Origin of the sequence: Paenibacillus sp. FSL R10-2771 (genome assembly GCF_038000205.1) — a bacterium.
Classification (GTDB): domain Bacteria; phylum Bacillota; class Bacilli; order Paenibacillales; family Paenibacillaceae; genus Paenibacillus_AQ; species Paenibacillus_AQ phytohabitans.
The window spans coordinates 3,704,011-3,720,303 of the sequence record NZ_JBBOBM010000001.1 but is presented as its reverse complement, the minus strand read 5'-3'; the positions used below and the strand labels follow the sequence as shown (position 1 = coordinate 3,720,303).

General features: G+C 50.4%; 13 protein-coding genes. 7 read left to right on the top strand and 6 right to left on the bottom strand.

All coding sequences use genetic code 11. The features are described from left to right. Positions 1-9 precede the first annotated feature (9 nt). Complete coding sequence (locus tag NSU14_RS16020) at positions 10-384, bottom strand: cupin domain-containing protein (protein WP_340946173.1); 375 nt, start codon at positions 382-384, stop codon at positions 10-12. 111 nt (positions 385-495) lie between these two features. Between NSU14_RS16020 and NSU14_RS16015 the strand changes: the two genes are divergently transcribed. From NSU14_RS16015 to ltrA, 6 genes are all read left to right on the top strand, one after another. Continuing rightward, on the top strand, positions 496-1,182 hold the full coding sequence (locus NSU14_RS16015; protein WP_256703905.1) for a Crp/Fnr family transcriptional regulator: 687 nt from the start codon (positions 496-498) through the stop codon (positions 1,180-1,182). Between the two features lie 209 nt (positions 1,183-1,391). Next, complete coding sequence (locus tag NSU14_RS16010; RefSeq protein ID WP_076244815.1) at positions 1,392-2,768, top strand: DHA2 family efflux MFS transporter permease subunit; 1,377 nt, start codon at positions 1,392-1,394, stop codon at positions 2,766-2,768. Positions 2,769-2,918: 150 nt separating this feature from the next. Then, positions 2,919-3,878 carry an ABC transporter substrate-binding protein gene (locus tag NSU14_RS16005; RefSeq protein WP_039303485.1) on the top strand — a complete coding sequence of 320 codons (960 nt, stop codon included), beginning with the start codon at positions 2,919-2,921 and terminating at the stop codon, positions 3,876-3,878. Positions 3,879-4,052: 174 nt separating this feature from the next. Next, positions 4,053-4,352 (top strand): heme biosynthesis protein HemY, encoded by a 300-nt coding sequence (locus NSU14_RS16000; RefSeq protein WP_042136836.1) that lies wholly within the window; start codon positions 4,053-4,055, stop codon positions 4,350-4,352. 256 nt (positions 4,353-4,608) lie between these two features. Further along, complete coding sequence (locus tag NSU14_RS15995) at positions 4,609-6,198, top strand: ABC transporter substrate-binding protein (protein WP_340946167.1); 1,590 nt, start codon at positions 4,609-4,611, stop codon at positions 6,196-6,198. 467 nt (positions 6,199-6,665) lie between these two features. Then, on the top strand, positions 6,666-8,057 hold the full coding sequence (gene ltrA, locus NSU14_RS15990) for a group II intron reverse transcriptase/maturase (protein ID WP_081969981.1): 1,392 nt from the start codon (positions 6,666-6,668) through the stop codon (positions 8,055-8,057). A gap of 94 nt (positions 8,058-8,151) precedes the next feature. On the opposite strand, the gene NSU14_RS15985 is transcribed toward ltrA, so the two are convergent. From NSU14_RS15985 to NSU14_RS15970, 4 genes are all read right to left on the bottom strand, one after another. Then, a complete protein-coding gene (locus NSU14_RS15985) occupies positions 8,152-9,501 on the bottom strand; it encodes an FAD-binding oxidoreductase (protein ID WP_340946165.1) in 1,350 nt (449 codons plus the stop codon). Between the two features lie 115 nt (positions 9,502-9,616). Further along, positions 9,617-10,630, bottom strand: coding sequence for a FecCD family ABC transporter permease (locus tag NSU14_RS15980; protein WP_042136839.1), 1,014 nt, complete (start codon positions 10,628-10,630; stop codon positions 9,617-9,619). Then, positions 10,627-11,649 (bottom strand): FecCD family ABC transporter permease, encoded by a 1,023-nt coding sequence (locus tag NSU14_RS15975; protein ID WP_340946164.1) that lies wholly within the window; start codon positions 11,647-11,649, stop codon positions 10,627-10,629. The genes NSU14_RS15980 and NSU14_RS15975 overlap by 4 nt, the downstream gene beginning before the upstream one ends. Before the next feature lie 94 nt (positions 11,650-11,743). Further along, entirely contained in the window at positions 11,744-12,715 is a 972-nt protein-coding gene (locus NSU14_RS15970; protein WP_340946161.1) for an iron-hydroxamate ABC transporter substrate-binding protein, read from the bottom strand. A gap of 215 nt (positions 12,716-12,930) precedes the next feature. Between NSU14_RS15970 and NSU14_RS15965 the strand changes: the two genes are divergently transcribed. Next, the gene (locus NSU14_RS15965; protein ID WP_445670091.1) at positions 12,931-15,324 is read left to right on the top strand and encodes a polyprenyl synthetase family protein; all 2,394 of its coding nucleotides are present in this window, start codon (positions 12,931-12,933) and stop codon (positions 15,322-15,324) included. Between the two features lie 63 nt (positions 15,325-15,387). Here the strand turns inward: NSU14_RS15965 and NSU14_RS15960 are convergent, their stop codons facing one another. Then, positions 15,388-16,173, bottom strand: a complete 786-nt coding sequence (locus NSU14_RS15960; RefSeq protein WP_256703909.1) for an alpha/beta fold hydrolase — start codon at positions 16,171-16,173, stop codon at positions 15,388-15,390. Positions 16,174-16,293: the final 120 nt, after the last annotated feature.

Genomic DNA, 16,293 nt, shown 5'->3' with positions numbered 1-16,293 from the left:
ACCTCCAGGTTATATGCTGATTTGCAGAAATTTGCAGCTGCTCTGCGCAGCGAATTCATGCCAGGTACCGGCTTGGACGATTACCGCTGCCCCGGCGGTTAATGGACAGGGCTGCTCTCCTATGAGCATGTGAAGCTCTCCCTCCAGTACGTGAATGAGCTTGGATCTGGGCGAGGTCTCCGAGCTGATGGTCTCATCCTTATCCATGCCGTATAGTACCCATTCAGGTGCTTCAGCGGCTTGGCCCGAACCTTCTGTGATATTCAGTGTTCTGCTCGATATCTGATAGGGCCGGATGCTAATCATGTCATTGAAATAAAATACTGTGCCTGCAGTCATTCCGCTCATGCCGTCCTCCTGTATATATTGAATGATTCTTAACATTTGGTATAATGAGATGAGGTGAGAATCGTTCTCATTTATTAAATTGTAGCAGAGTTTGTACAATGACTCTGTTGCCATGGCAACAGGAGGCGGATAAATGTGCAGCAATATATGAACAAAATCCAAAGCACGGTCTTATTTAAAGGATTTATGATCAGTGAGGTGCAGCAGGCACTGGGCTGTCTTCAGGGTACCATCAAGGATTTCGCCAAGAAGGATGTCATCTTCAAACAGGAGGAATATCTGGTTTCGGCGGGTATTATTCTCCAGGGAAATGTATTGCTGTGCAAAGAGAATAGTTCGGGCATGCGCTTCATATTCTCGGAGCTTGAGAGCGGGGAGATTATCGGGGAGACCGCCCTTCGTCTGGAGCAGGAGCCCAGCGGCTACGAAGCGGTTGCAGGCTCGGCGTGCCGGGTGCTGTTCATCAAGATTAACAAAATTGTACGTCCGGGCCAGGCGACCTGCCATTTGAGAAGCCGGATTATTGAGAATATGCTGACCTTGCTGCTTGAGAATAACCGGTCGATGTATCAGAAGCTTGACCTGGTCTCACACAAATCACTGCGGGAACGGATTATCCACTACTTCAGCCTGCAGGCCCAAAAAAATAATTCGCCCGTCTTTGAAATTCCATTCAGCCGGAATGATCTGGCGGATTACCTGACTGTGGACCGGAGTGCCTTATCCAGAGAGTTGCAGCGGATGGCACAGGATGGACTGATCCGGTTTACACGGAACCAGTTTGAATTGCTGAAGGCAGATTATGAGAAGCAGTGGTGGAAGAATCAGTGGTAAAAGCATGCGGACTCCTGTAAGTACAGATTGACAATCTGTACTTTTGGATATATTGTAGATACATTAAGTCTTTGATTTAAGGTGTTTACTTCCGGTCCAATTAACCAGAACAATCTGTAGAAGTTAAAGTGGAGGGCGTAGTCCGCTTTTATTAAGGACTTAATATATCTTTAATATATTTTATAACAAGAGAGACAGGTGGAGACGGAATGAAAAGCAGACCCGGATTAATTATATCTTCGCTGGTCATCGCGAATTTCCTCGGGCAGCTGATGCAGACGATGCTGAATACGGCATTGCCCAGAATGATGCTGGATTTGGGGATTAATGAAGGCAGGGCCCAGTGGCTGATTACAGTATACTATCTGACTGCAGGCATAACGGTGCCTGTTGCCGGATTTTTAATCGGAAGATTCACGACAAGAGGTTTATTCTTCACTTCGGCAAGTGTCTTTGCAGCAGGCACACTGATCGCGGGAATATCCCCGGACTTTATCCTTATTCTGGGCGGGCGTATTATTCAGGGTTTGGGCGCAGGACTGCTGATGCCTCTGTTCCAGACAACGATTCTAAGGGTGTTCCCGAAGGGGAAGATAGGCTCGGCTATGGGGTTAATCGGACTGGTAATGGGCCTGGCTCCGGCGCTGGGTCCGACCCTGTCAGGATTAGTCGTTCAGGATCACTCCTGGCGGATTCTCTTCTATGCATTGCTGCCTGTAGTGATAGCCAATCTGCTGCTCGCTGCGTTCAGTCTGCAGAATGTGGGGGAGAGACACCGGGAGAAGCTGGACTACATATCTATTCTATTATCAACAACCGGATTTGCCGGTCTGTTATATGGTGTTAATCTGGCAGGGGATCAAAGTGCCCCGCGGGTATGGGCAGGGGCCGTTATCCTAAGCGGGATATTGTTCATAATTCTATTTATCAGGCGTCAGCTGAAGCTTACCGTTCCATTGCTGGATTTCAGGCTGTTCAAGAGCAGGAGCTTTAGCCTTGCCTCAATCATTGGAGTGCTGATGTTCATTGTAATGGTGGGTGCTGAGCTGCTGATTCCGTTATATGTGCAGAATGTCCGGGGGCTGACGCCAAGTGAGTCAGGTCTGATGCTGCTGCCGGGTGCGCTGCTGCTGGGGTGTACCAGTGTAATCTCTGGAAAAATATATGACCGCTATGGAGTGAAGATAGTGCTTCGCGGCGGGTTTACCCTCATTGCCGGGGTATCTTTGCTAATCTCGCTTATGTTATCCCAGGATTCATCCATACTTATACTCGCTGTGCTCTATGTACTTCTAATGGTGGGAATCGGGTTTATTATGACCCCTGTTACCGCCTATGCGATGGCAAGTGTACCTCCTCAGATGATTGCACATGCCTCTCCAATGACGATTTCGATCCGCTCGTTAGCCAGCTCTATGGGAGGGGTTCTGCTGATAGCCATAATGACGATTACGATGAATTACAGTTCTTTCACATTCCCGGTGAATATGATGCAGGGATTCCATGCCGCTTTTTGGTGCCTGACCGTAGTAGCCATAGCCGGATTAGGTTTATCGTTTAATCTGAAGGGGCTGACTCATTCGTAAAGAATAGTTAAGGGGATATTCACTTTACGCAGATCGTCCATGGTTTTAACGACAATAATCCATGTTCAAAATGGGGAGATGAATCTATTATATTAGTAATGGTGATAATGATTATCATTATTAATAAATGATGGAGAGTGGTAGCAGGCTATGATTAAGAGAATAACAGGTTTGGTACTTGCTGGTGTTATGGCGCTGGGTATCGTTTCTGCCGCAGGTGTAAATGTCGCACCTGTGGGCGTTGCGGAAGCCGCACAGGCAACGCAAAAGATTACCTATAAAGGCAAGGTATACACCGTTCCGGCCAAAACCAATAATATTGTCATTACCGGTGCAGTAGAGGCGCTGGAAGACGCACTGGTACTCAATTTCAAACCCAAGGGAGCATTGACTGTCGGCGGTGAGTTCCCTTCAATCTTTTCCAAAATAACAAGCGGCGTAACAGCGATCGGGGAAAAGGCAGAACCTGACCTGGAAGCGATCCTGAAGCTCAAACCGGATATTATCCTCAGCAGCACGAAGTTCCCGGCGGAGACCAATGAGAAGCTGGCGAAGATCGCGACTACGATTCCAGTATCGCATATCGCGACCGATTGGATGGACAACCTCAAGCTGCTCGCAGCACTTACGGGCAAACAGAAGGAAGCGACCACTGCGATTCTGAAATACCAGAAGGAACTGAAGGAAGCCAAAGTGAAGCTTGCGCCGAAGCTCAAGGACAAGAAGGTCATTGCTCTGCGCATCCGCTCAGGCAGCCTGTTCCTCTATCCGCAGGATGTATTCTTTAACCGCTCCCTGTATGCCGATCTGGGCGCAACTGTGCCGAAGGAAGTACAGCAGGTCAAAGCCCAGCAGAATATTTCCCTGGAATCCTTTGCCGCAATCAACCCGGATTACATCTTTGTACAGTTCTCGGCGGATGAGAACAAAGACAATCCTAAGGCACTGGAAGAGCTGCAGAAGAACGCCATCTGGAAGAGCCTGAAAGCTGTGAAGGGCGGCAATGTATTTGTCAATCTGGTTGATCCGCTGGCACAAGGCGGAACTGCATTCAGCAAGTTCTCCTTCCTTGAAGCCCTGATGAAGACCAAACTGTACACAGGGAAGTAAGATTAATTCCAGCCAGTATATGCAAATGGAAGAAAACAGGAGAGAGCCCAGGCCGGCTCTCTTTTTGCTGCACCAAAAGCGGGTGCAATTTATTGCTGAATTATATATAGCACCTTATATTATGTTATAATGGATTTCTTATTGTAAATTACAAAGAATAGAGGTCGCTAGAGGATGAAAGTTAAAGTTAACCGCAATGCTGCAAAGGTTCTGAAGGATATGCTGAACACTCCTGAAGCGGAAGGCAAGAAGATCCGCGTCATTATTACTCAGGATCACGGCAATCACGGGCACTATGATGTTGCTCTTGATACACCGACCGAGCATGATGAAGTGGTTGCCACGGATAAAGGTATCGAGATTGTGCTGGATACACGTCAACCGCTGCTGGACGGTGTCTGGATTCAGTATTTCTATGTTCCCCAAGAAGGCTTCTTCATTACGAATCCCTCTACAGGATTTCTTGAGAAATAAGCAGCTGAACCTGATATAGAACCATATGGTTTGAGACGGCATTGTCTTAACAGCCTTATAAGGGCTGCTAAAGATAATGCCGTTTCTTTGGGTTGTTTAAATAAACAGAGCGGCAAAATTCATCATTTATTGTACTTCCGCCCAAAAAGTCGTTGCAAAAGTATGTATAATCGTTGACTGCCTACATTAGACGGACTTGGATTTTTTATTATACTGTAATTGTAAGCGATTACACATACGCTGGGGGGAAATTCAATTGAACAAGAAAAAAAGATTAACACTGCTGTCCGGTATACTGATGATCTCTCTGCTTGCTGCATGCGGCAATAACAACGGTAATGCCGTAGGAAGCACGGCGGAGCCGCAGGCTTCGGCAGCCGCGACAGAAGCTGCCGGGACGAATGCCAGCCCAGCCGGAGATTCCGGCACAGTGGATACGTCCCAGCCCGTAACACTGAAGATGATTTTTGTAGGACCGAAGCCGGTCGACTATGACCTGGTATTTGGAGAGATCAACAAGAAGCTGAAGGAGAAAGTTAACGCTACGCTGGAAGCCGAGTTCCTGGACTGGTCGGATTGGGCGCAGAAATATCCGCTCAAGCTGGCGGCGAATGAGAATTTTGACCTCATCTACTCTGCCAACTGGGCAGGCTATAATGATCAGGCCCTCAAAGGCGGGTTTCTTGAGCTGACCGACGAATTGCTGCAGAAGTACGCGCCGATGACCTGGGAAGCGATGCCGGAGGTGGGCTGGGGTCAGGCGAAGGTGAACGGCAAGCTCTATATGGTGCCTCAGAACCGCGGGGAAACGATTGAGAAGCTGATTCTGTACCGGGAGGACCTGCGCAAGAAATATAACCTGCCGGAGATCAACAGCCCGGAGGCGTATGCTACTTATCTCAAGACGGTCTCCGAGAAGGAGCAGGGTGTCACTCCGTTCGTACCGGAGACAGGGGACTGGAAGCTGCACAATCTGGACCGGGTCCTGCTGAAGCAGCAGAATGAATGGAACATGTTCGACTTCGATCTGCCGATTGGCTTCAAGCTGACAGATCCTGCCGGTAAGGTATTCAATGTATACGAAACTCCGGAATTCAAAGAGCTTGTCTACTATTATAAAGATCTTGCGGATCACAACGCCTGGTCGAAGAGCGCACTGAACAGCAAGCTGGATCACCAGCAGGAGTTCCGTGCAGGCAAGACAGCATCAATCACACACAATCTTGGTACGCTAGGCGCTTTAATGACGGATATGCGCGAGAAAAATTCACCGTATGAGCTGGCTCTGGCTGATATTACACCGGACAAGAAGAAGTCTGTTGCTGTCTCCACGCAGAACGGGGTCTCTATTCACGCTACGACCAAGAACCAGGAACGTTCACTGATGGTGATTGATCTTCTGCAGAATGACAAGGAACTGCATGATCTGATGATGAACGGCATTACGGCTGTGCATTATAATCCGGTTGGCGATGATAAATATACGAATGCAGAGAAAAATGCTAACTATACCGGATTCTCCAACTGGGGCTTTAACTCCCCATTGAACCGGGACAACGCCTCCTTCCCTGACGAAGGCAATGCGCTGACCGACAAATGGGAAGGTGAGGTTTACCACTATCCGCTGGAGACCTTTGTCTTCGATAACAGCAAAGTGAAGACGGAGGTAGCTAATGTCGGTAATGTGATGCTGCAATATGGCATTCCGCTGGAATACGGTTCAGTTAAGGATGTGGACGGCGGACTGGCCAAGCTTCAGGCACAGGTGAAGGAAGCTGGAATTGATACCATCATTGCAGAAGTTCAGCGGCAGATTGATGAATTCCTGGCTAATTCCGGACAGTAAAAGGCTGCAACCATAAGAAGGAGGCCCGCGTGGATACATGCGGGCCTCCTTATGTTCGTACGCCCAGCATGGGCGTCATCTTTAGGGTGAAAGTCCCGAACGGGGGCTGGCGAGCGCCTACCGTTAGCCAAGGGCAAGGGTGTCCACCGTGAGGTGGAATCTGAAGGAAGCCGGAGGCAAAAGCACGGGCCAAGGTACACGAACTGGATTTGAGGCTGTGTCAGTCGGATGAGTCACCTAAACATGACGAAATCCAAAGCCGCCAAGGGCTGGCGCGGTATACTCCAGTGGTCGCGGGCAGACAGATGACGTTCTTATCTGGGGAGACCTGTCAGATAAGCAAGAAAAAAAACTTGTAACCGTAGCTGAGAGGCTGCGCTGAACTGGCAGGAGTCAGCAGAAGCCATAGTACGTAAGCTGTTGCAACAATTTACGGAAGGGCTGAACCGAAAGGAGAGAGGAAAGCGATGCGTTCGCATGAAGAGCAACGACAGCAGAATATCTCGCAAGGGAGCTTGCGGCAAAGAGAAGCGGTGAAGCCGTCAGGGTATGCCGGAGCGCCGAGTTCTTCGTCGGCACAAGTCGTCCCTTCCTCTCGCGAAGACCAGAACAACTTGCTGGAGCAAATGCTCAAAGGAGATAACCTTCGACTCGCTTACAAACGAGTGGTGCAAAATGGAGGAGCGCCCGGTGTGGACGGTGTAACGGTAGCGAATCTACAAGTTTACCTGAATACGCACTGGGCATCGGTGAAAACTGAACTTCTGACGGGAACTTACAGACCTGCGCCAGTCAAACGGGTGGAAATCCCCAAACCTGGAGGCGGTGTACGGCAGCTAGGCATCCCGACTGTGATGGACCGTTTCCTCCAGCAAGCACTTTTACAAGTCATGAACCCGATCTTTGACGCACAATTCTCGTGGTACAGCTACGGCTTTCGGCCGGGGAAGAGCGCGCATGACGCCGTTAAACAAGCCCAAAGATATATCCAAGGCGGCCTCAGATGGGTCGTGGATTTGGATCTGGAGAAATTCTTTGACAAGGTAAACCACGACATGCTAATGGCAAGAGTGGCGCGGAAAGTGGAGGACAAAAGAGTGCTGACGCTAATCCGTGCTTACTTAAACGCCGGAGTTATGGTGGATGGAAAATGGGAGCGTAGCCGGGAGGGAACGCCACAAGGCGGTCCGCTTAGTCCGCTTCTAGCAAACATTCTATTGGATGATCTGGACAAGGAACTGACCGGGCGAGGTTTGCGATTCGTACGCTACGCGGACGACTGTAATATCTTTGTGGCGAGTAAACGAGCAGGCGAGCGTGTCATGGAATCGGTAAGTCGGTTTGTAGAAGGAAAGCTAAAACTGAAAGTAAACGGGGAGAAAAGTGCGGTAGCGAGACCTTGGCACCGAAAGTTCTTAGGATTCAGTTTCCTGAGCCAGAAACAGGCAACGATTCGGATTGCTCCGAAGAGTCTCGCAGCTTTTAAAGGGAGAATTCGAGAGCTAACGAAACGTACCTGGTCCATTTCCATGGAAGAAAGGATTTACCGACTGAACCGCTATCTGATGGGTTGGCTCGGTTATTTCCGTCTAGCCTCGGCGAAGACACACTTCCAAACACTGGACCAGTGGATTCGGAGGAGACTTCGAATGTGTCTGTGGAAACAGTGGAAACGAGTACGTACACGAATCCGCGAGCTTCGAGCACTCGGGGTTCCAAAGTGGGCTTGTTTTAAGATGGCCAACTCGCGGCGAGGCGCGTGGGAAATGTCCCGGAACACGAATAACGCCCTTCCGACTTCCTATTGGGAAGCAAAAGGGCTGAAGAGTTTACTTTCACGCTATCTGGAACTTTGTTAACCTTTTGGAACCGCCGTATGCGGACCCGCATGTACGGTGGTGTGAGAGGACGGGGGCTTGCCGCCCCCTCCTACTCGATAGTTTAATCTTATTCTTATACCTTGCGGGCCGGAGGAATGCTTTGCGGATTGTTGAATACATTTCCGGGATCATATTTGGCTTTGACTCTCCGTAACCGGGGATAGTTCGCTCCATAATAGACCGGGCCGGAATGTTTGATCCCCTGGTCCGGAACATTAATATAGCTTCCCACGATGAACGGCTGCAGCTTCCGGCGTGTATTCCGCACTATGGCAATATTTTTGGCAGCATCCGATTTCTTGACCCATGAACTGTTCCACTCTACATAGAATTTCGCTTTACGCCAGTAGAAGGCGGTAGATCTGGGTGATTTACGGCTTACAGCCCCGCCCCAGTTGAGGAAATAGAACCCTGCGAACTCGCCCTCCACGTTCTCAAGGAACTCACGCATAGACTTAAACGCTTTGTCCGGGAAAGGTTTTCTTCCGAAACCGCTGGAGAACTGGTTGCTGAATCTTTGGGTCTCCACCGGATCGGGAGCCAGCAGGAAACTCACTACTTTGGGATAAGATAATGAGCGGATCAATTGATTCGTGGGCGTCCCTACGTCCGTAATGGGCTTTAAGAGGCGGACCGCCTCCGCTTTTGATCCGAGGAACAGGCCCAGCATGCTGACATTACCGCCCTTTTTGGGACCAATGGATAGCTCGCTGCCCAGTCTGGTGTTCACAGAAGGAGCCCAGCGCTGCCAGGCTTTGAGTACCTTTTCGAACTGGTTCCAGGGCCAGGTGATGCGGAATACGGTCGCCGTGGCCGGCGCGGGACGCACTTTGAACTTATAACGGGTGCAGACTCCAAAATTACCTCCGCCACCCCCGCGGGAAGCCCAGAGGAGATCGGCGTTCTTGTTCTTATTGGCGACAATAATTCTGCCTTTGGCATCCACCATTTCGAGCTCAATCAGATTATCACTGACCAGACCTACGGTCCGCTGAAGCGGCCCTATTCCCCCGCCTAGTGTAATGCCCCCGATTCCGACAGTGGGACTATCCCCAAAAGGGGCCATGTATCCCTGCCGCGCAAGCGTATGGGCAATTCTTCCCACCGTATTTCCGGTCCCCACTACTGCAGTTCCCGATTTTTTATTGAGCTTGATGCTTCTCAGTTCACTTACATCGATGACAATGCCTCCGTTGACCTGGGACAGATTGACCTCCAGCGAGTGCCGGCCGCTTCTTGGCCGGATAGGGATGTTATTCTCGTTGGCCCAGCGGATGGCGTTGGCTACATCCTGCGTTTTCTGTGCAAAGACAAATACCTTCGGGAATCTGTCCGTATGCGGATCCCAATTTTTGCGTGCCGTTTCATAGCCCGGATCACCTTTATAGATAACCCGCCCGGTAAGTCTCGTTCCTGATTTCACTGATTCCAGCTCCTTTTGAGCTAACAATTTAACTGCATGTATGCAGTCAGGTCCCAATATAGTATGTAGGGCGTTAGTCTATGGAGTGGGCTTACGCGGAGAGTTTGCGTCAGTACTACCCTTCTTTCTTCAATAGAAGATACAGGAAATAAGGAGCGCCGATAAATGCAACCATGATCCCGGCAGCGATACCGTCAGGCTGGGTCAGGTTACGGCCAATCGTATCCGCCAGCAGCAGCAGCCAGCCGCCGATTAATATGGATACCGGCACGAATTGCTGATGCCGTGCTCCTACCAGGGCTCTGGCAATATGCGGAGCCATCAGGCCGACAAAGGCGATGCCGCCGGTCATCGAAACAGCCGATGCCGCCAGTGCAACCGCCGCCAGCATAAGGAGGACCCGGTCTCTGGAGACCGCCACACCTGCCCCGATAGCAGTAGGCTCGTTCAAAGCAAGCAAATTCAGTGTTCTGGATTTGTACAGCACATAAGGGACCAGAATGATCAGCCAAGGCAGCAGGGCGAGAACGAAAGGCCAGTCTGTACCCCACACATTACCGGCCAGCCATTTGGAGATGAAGTCCACCTTGGTCCGGTCCACCGAAGAGATGAGTACGATCATCACGCCGGAGAGCGCCATGGAGAACCCGACTCCGGTGATGACCAGCCTGATCGGCTGAACGCCATCGGTGCGGGTGTAGGAGAAGGCATAGATGAGTACAGCTGTTACCAGGGCTCCGGCGAATGCCGCAAGCGGAATCATATATATGAAGGACCCGGCGTCAATGGATGCAAAGATGAAAAAGACGGTAACCCCGACCCCGGCCCCGGCATTAATGCCTATAATTCCCGGATCAGCCAGCTCATTGCGGGTAATGCCCTGCAGAATAGCACCGGATAAAGCAAGCGCCATACCTGCGAGCAGCGTAATCAGTATCCGGGGGAGCCGGATGGAGAACAGTACAAAATTATCCTCGAAAGAACCGTGCCCGAGGATTGTCGGAATCAGTCTCCCGTATGACACCGGGGAAGATCCGATCCCTATTCCGATAACGATGGTAGCCAGGATAAGAAGCATAAGCAGCGATACGACAAGCGGTTGATTACGATACAGCCGGGCTGGTTTCATGAGAAGGATCGCACTCCTTTACGGACAATGAACAGGAAGAACGGCAGGCCCAGCACAGCCACGATCGCGGCGACAGGCGTTTCGAACGGGACGTCAATCATCCGTCCGAGTGTGTCGGCGAACACCATAAAGGTGGCGCCGGCAATGGCGGACAGCGGAAGAATGGCACGGTAATCTGTCCCGGCAAACACCCGCACGAGGTGGGGGATCATCAGGCCGACAAAAGCGATGTTGCCGACAAGCGCAACAGCAGCGCCTGCGAGCAGCGTGATCAATATGTACAGTGTAATTTTAACCTGAGTCGTCTTGAGCCCAAGACTTACAGCCGTTCCTTCGTTCAGACTAAGGATTGTCAGCTGACGGGACAAAAGGATTGAAACGATAAGGCAAATGATAATAACCGGGGCAATTGCTGTAATCTGGCCCCAGGTAGTGCCGATCAGCCCGCCGGATGTCCACATCGATACATTTTTAGAGATCTTGAATTGAAGGCTGATTCCTTCGGCTACAGCGGTCAGCAGAGCGGATACGGCAGAACCGGCCAGCACCATCCGCAGAGGCGACATATTCTGCCTCCGGAGTGCAGCGATGCCGAACACCAGCATCACGCCACAGGCTGCGCCGATGAAACAGGCGATCATGATTCCGTAGTATCCGATGGAGGGGATGAAGGCAAAGGATACCGCAAGTGCGGCATTGGCACCTGCCGTCAGACCAAGCAGTCCCGGGTCGGCAAGCGGATTTCGGGTTAGACCCTGCATGATTGCCCCGGCAACAGCGAGGGCGGCACCTACCAGAATGCCGCCGACTTCGCGGGGGAGCCGCAGTTCACGGATGATAGAGATATCACCACCCGTAGCCTTCGGATTGCTGATGGCGCTCCAAATATCCGCCAGTGAAACATTTTTGGCACCGAGCCTGACCGCCAGGGCAAATACAATCACAAATAAAATCATGCTGACGAGCAGCTTAAGCACAAAAGTAGAGTTTATCGGCTTTTGCGGAGACTGTTTCTCCATTTCGACCATCCGTTCCTTATCAATTTGCGAAAAAAAAGAACGCGATTTGCGCTCCTTTTTTCGGTTTCAACCTGGCTGGATGCTTAAATAATAATTAATTTCCCAGCAATGACTTGGAAATAAAATCAAGCTGATAGTCAAGCGACAGAGCATCATTGAAATAGAAAGATGTAGCATCTATTTCGTAGACATGATTATTTTTGACGGCCGGGATATCCTTATAAGTGGAAGTCTCCTGGAAGGAAGCATCACCTGCAGGATCTTTGCTGTAGATTACGTAATCTCCCATATAATCCGGCAGGATTTCCAGTGACAAATTGAAGTATCCGTCTTTGGCTGTCATTTCCTTCACTTTATCCGGCATCTTCAGCCCCATGGCCTGATAGATGATTTCTGTACCGCGTCCCCAGGCGCTGCCGAAGGTGTACAGATTTTTGGAATCCCCTTCAATAACCGAGATCGTGCTATCCGCACAGATCTTGGCTTTGATTTCTTCACCAGCGGCCTGGGCACGTGCCTTGAAATCAGCAATCCAGTCAGCGGCTTTCTGCTCCTGGTTAACCGCTTTGCCGATCTCCAGGATCTGGGTCAGATAATCCACTTTGTTGTATGTATAGGTAACCACCGGTGCGATTTGTTTCATCTTGTCCAGATTCTTGGTGTCTGACGAAGCAATAATTAAGTCTGGCTTGAGATTCAGAATACTCTCCACATTCTCCTCGGAGACTTCCGCAACGTCCTTCAACTGATCCTGGAAATTCGGATTTGCTTTGATGTAGGAATCTACTCCTGCTAGGGGGACATCCAGAGCGAGCAGGTTACCTGCGTACCCGGCAAGAACTACAACACGCTGGGGATTGGCGGGAACTTCGACAGGTCCGGTTTCGGACTCATATGTAATGGTATCTGTGCTGCTGTTATCAGCACTTGCAGTTGCGCTGGCTTCGGGTGCCGGTGTAGCTGTGGCAGCAGCCGTGTTGTTGCTTGCACTGTTGCTTGCATTATTGCCGCAGGCACTTAGTACCAGGAGGGTAAGGATGAGTAGAAGTAACAACAATTTCTTCATTTCTGATAATCTCCCTTTCAATGATAAATTTATGAAATTGATAATCATTATCAATGATGTAACTGTTAAAACTTTAATTGTTTATTGACCGTTTGTCAATCCTTAACTTGATTTCGTAACCATGCTGCCACTTGTTCGTATAAGGATAAAAAGCAGGCTCCCCATTTGTTCAAAGACCCCCATACAGCATGATAAACCAATATGAAGCTAAGGTTGTGCATCCTATGAATGAAATTGTCAGAGAACATCCCCATACAGGTTATCAGCTGGCAGAGCAGAAGGCCGCCCGCTACTTAAGCTCACTCCATGATCAGCTGAAGAGCCAATCTTATGTGACGGCGTTGACGGCGGATATCCATGAGTGGAAAAAGAAGCATATCCGGCGGTTCTCCGTGTTGTCCTTGTGGTCACCGGGGAAGAAAAAGCCGGACACCCAAGATTATTACCGCTACATCCAATGGCTGAATTACACGAAGAAGCTGGATGATTATCTGGACCGGAGCGTCTCGTACATTTATATGAGGGATCTGGGTAAGGCACCGGATTCTCCAGATACACAGAAACGGATCAGGAGAACCATAGCTGATCTGAACCAGCATCTGCTGAAGTCAGCCCGCTCAGGCAGCGGAGAAGTGCCGGATTTCATGAATCTGGACGGGGTATACCGCTGGGCCCAGAAGGAAGGGATAGAAGCTGCAGTGATCTGGGTTTTTGCCAAATTAAGATCTGTAGCAGCCCATATACCGGAGGGAATGAACGCGGAGCATGCCCAGCGCAAGCTAATCAAGATTATCGTTGGCGTTATACTGCATGTTATAGAAGAGATGGACGGTGATACTGCGCCTGTGGAACGGTCCCGGAGATTGGATGAAGCGATCAGGCTTGGCTATTCCTATGGACTGACGTATCCTTTCGTTGACGATCTGCTGGATTCTCGGATACTGACGGTTCAAGAGAAAGTGCAATACTCTGAGCTGATTCGTTCAGCGCTGCTCACAGGAGTTGTGCCGGTACTAGGGGGTTGGTCCGGAGAGAACATGGAACTGATCAAGTATATTCATTCGGAACTGTCAGAGGCATTCGAGTATATTAAGCAGCAACAGCGGCCGGAGATGCAGCATATCTTTTTCGGCCAGTCTTATGTCTTTTTTCAGGCTCAGGATATGGACCGTGTCAAGGTACTCACCAGGGGAGATTACACTAACGATGATTTGTACATCCCCGTTATCTTGAAGTCATCGTCATCCCGGCTGATTGCGCGTTCAGTGATTAGTGCGCCTGCGGATGAGGGATTTGAAGAGCGGACCTTCTTTTTTGGCCTCTACAATCAGCTTGCCGATGATTTCGCGGATATGACCGAGGATATGAGTGACGGAGCCGTAACACCGTATACCTATTATTTGAAATATCATAAGCAAAGGCCTGATCTGATTAATCCTTTTGAGTTATACTGGGCGGTCATCTCCAATCTGATCCACAGTGTATATCACTCCGATGCCAAGGCCCGCGAGGTTATTCTTGACCGGGCAATTAACGGGCTGAAACGTTATAAAGAACGTGTGGGATCTGATAAGTATAATGAGACGATGAGGATTTTTGCAGCAGGCAACCCGGAGTTTAACAGGCTCATTCAGATCCTGGTAGACAAAGCGGATGATGTGGACTTTTTTGATAAGCTGCTGCGGGACCGGATGATTGAGCACTTGAAGAAGGATGCCAGGGAGCAGAAGGAATTCTTCGCTACGTTTAAAAGTGTCCGCAGTCTGATCAATGAAGAACTGCTCTTCGCTAAGCCGCAGGAGCTTCCGGCCATGAAGGAGCAGCTGATCGATGCGGCCAATTACAGCCTGGCGGGGGACGGCAAGCGGGTGCGACCGATTCTAACCTGGGTGATGGGTGTGAAGGAATACGGCTTGGAGCCGGTAGCCATCGTTCCGCTTCTCCGCTCGCTTGAATACATGCATACCGCCTCCCTGATCTTCGATGATCTGCCTTCCCAGGATAATGCCTCTACCCGCAGAGGGCGCACGACCCTGCATGAGGTTCACAGCAGTGCAGTTGCGGAGTTAACCGGTCTGTATCTGATCCAGAAGGCCATCGGGGAGCAAGCCTCGCTTGACCGCTTTAAGGCGGAAACAGTGCTTGCCTTGATCCGTTATTCGGCCCGGAAGGCAGAGGAGATGTGTATGGGCCAGGCGATGGATTTGGATGCAAAAGGCAGAACATTGACGCTGGAGCAGCTGAATAATGTGTGCTTTTACAAAACAGGAGTGGCCTTTGAGGCGTGCCTGGTCATGCCGGCCATGCTGGCTGAGGTTAGCGATGCGGAGATCAGTGCGCTCAAAAAAATCGCTTACCATATGGGCATTGCTTTTCAGATTAAGGATGATTTGCTTGATGTGGAAGGGGATATGCATGTACTTGGTAAGCCTGTCGGCAACGATGTTGTTAACAATAATTCGAATTTTGTCTCGATTCTTGGTCAAGAAGGGGCCAGTAAAGAGATGTGGGATCACTATTGCAAGGCCAATGAGGCTCTGCGCGGGATCCCGCGTAATATCACCTTCCTGAAGCATTTAATGAATTATGTGGTGAACAGGGAGCGGTAAGCCCAGACTAATCGATCATCCGTCTGACCTCATCTGCGATCAGTCCGGGCTCGCTGTACATGATCATATGACCGGATTGCCGGGCTTCGACCAGGCGGCCGTCTGCTTGTGCGCTGCATGAAGCGCAGGCCGGAAATTCCGTTCCATCCGCGTGATTAGTGTTCCTGAGAGCACGGATACCTCAATACCCTCCAGCTTCAGCGGATGCTCCAGAAGTGCCCGTAAATCCTCCAGGAAGGTTGCTCCCTCAGCAACCATGGTATGAGCTGCCCGCATAGTGAAATCCTCCTGCCGCTGTTCCTTGTAGACATCCGCTGGCAGAACCTTGCCCGGCTTGCTTCCCATCAGCTTGTATAAACCGGTTCCCGCAAGCAGCGGAAGGAGAGTATTCATCTTCGCAAAATGCTTCACGGAAGCTTCTTCGAAATAGAGCCCGCAATGCTCGTCTGTCGGATCGACCAGAACGAGTCCCCGTATGATGTCAGGGTTCCGGGAAGCTGCTGTGCGGACAACGGGGCCGCCCCAGCTGTGTCCGACGAGAATGAAGGGGCCCGCTCCCAAGTGGCTCAATAAGCACATGAGATCATCGGCCATTCTGCTCAGGGTCCTTGGTGCCCGGTCCGCACCGCTTTTCCCGCTGCCCGCCCTGTCGTAGACGACAGCCCGCGCGTATCTGGCGACTACCGGCTGCACCAGCCCCCAGGCAGAGCGGGACATGCCCATGCCCGATTCGAATACCACAGTTACCGGCCCGGCTCCGTTCTCCATGTAATGGAGCTGACGCCCGTCCGGTGTTTGTATGTAATGGCTGTCTCCATACGTATGAGAGATCACAGCTGGAATCTTCATTTTTCACCCCATCCATTAAGAATGATTATCAATTGGACTCATTGTAAGTGAAGAACGGGGAAAGGACAAGTCCGGGAAAATTCAATTTATATACTCTTAAATGTTTACATTTCGTGTAAT

Excerpts from the sequence above, each read along its gene's own strand:
- NSU14_RS16015 (WP_256703905.1), top strand. The coding sequence starts at position 496 with ATGAACAAAATCCAAAGCACGGTCTTATTTAAAGGATTTATGATCAGT.
- NSU14_RS15980 (WP_042136839.1), bottom strand. The coding sequence starts at position 10,630 with ATGAAACCAGCCCGGCTGTATCGTAATCAACCGCTTGTCGTATCGCTG.
- NSU14_RS15960 (WP_256703909.1), bottom strand. The coding sequence starts at position 16,173 with ATGAAGATTCCAGCTGTGATCTCTCATACGTATGGAGACAGCCATTAC.
- NSU14_RS16020 (WP_340946173.1), bottom strand. The coding sequence starts at position 384 with ATGTTAAGAATCATTCAATATATACAGGAGGACGGCATGAGCGGAATG.
- ltrA (WP_081969981.1), top strand. The coding sequence starts at position 6,666 with ATGCGTTCGCATGAAGAGCAACGACAGCAGAATATCTCGCAAGGGAGC.
- NSU14_RS16005 (WP_039303485.1), top strand. The coding sequence starts at position 2,919 with ATGATTAAGAGAATAACAGGTTTGGTACTTGCTGGTGTTATGGCGCTG.
- NSU14_RS15975 (WP_340946164.1), bottom strand. The coding sequence starts at position 11,649 with ATGGAGAAACAGTCTCCGCAAAAGCCGATAAACTCTACTTTTGTGCTT.
- NSU14_RS16010 (WP_076244815.1), top strand. The coding sequence starts at position 1,392 with ATGAAAAGCAGACCCGGATTAATTATATCTTCGCTGGTCATCGCGAAT.
- NSU14_RS16000 (WP_042136836.1), top strand. The coding sequence starts at position 4,053 with ATGAAAGTTAAAGTTAACCGCAATGCTGCAAAGGTTCTGAAGGATATG.
- NSU14_RS15970 (WP_340946161.1), bottom strand. The coding sequence starts at position 12,715 with ATGAAGAAATTGTTGTTACTTCTACTCATCCTTACCCTCCTGGTACTA.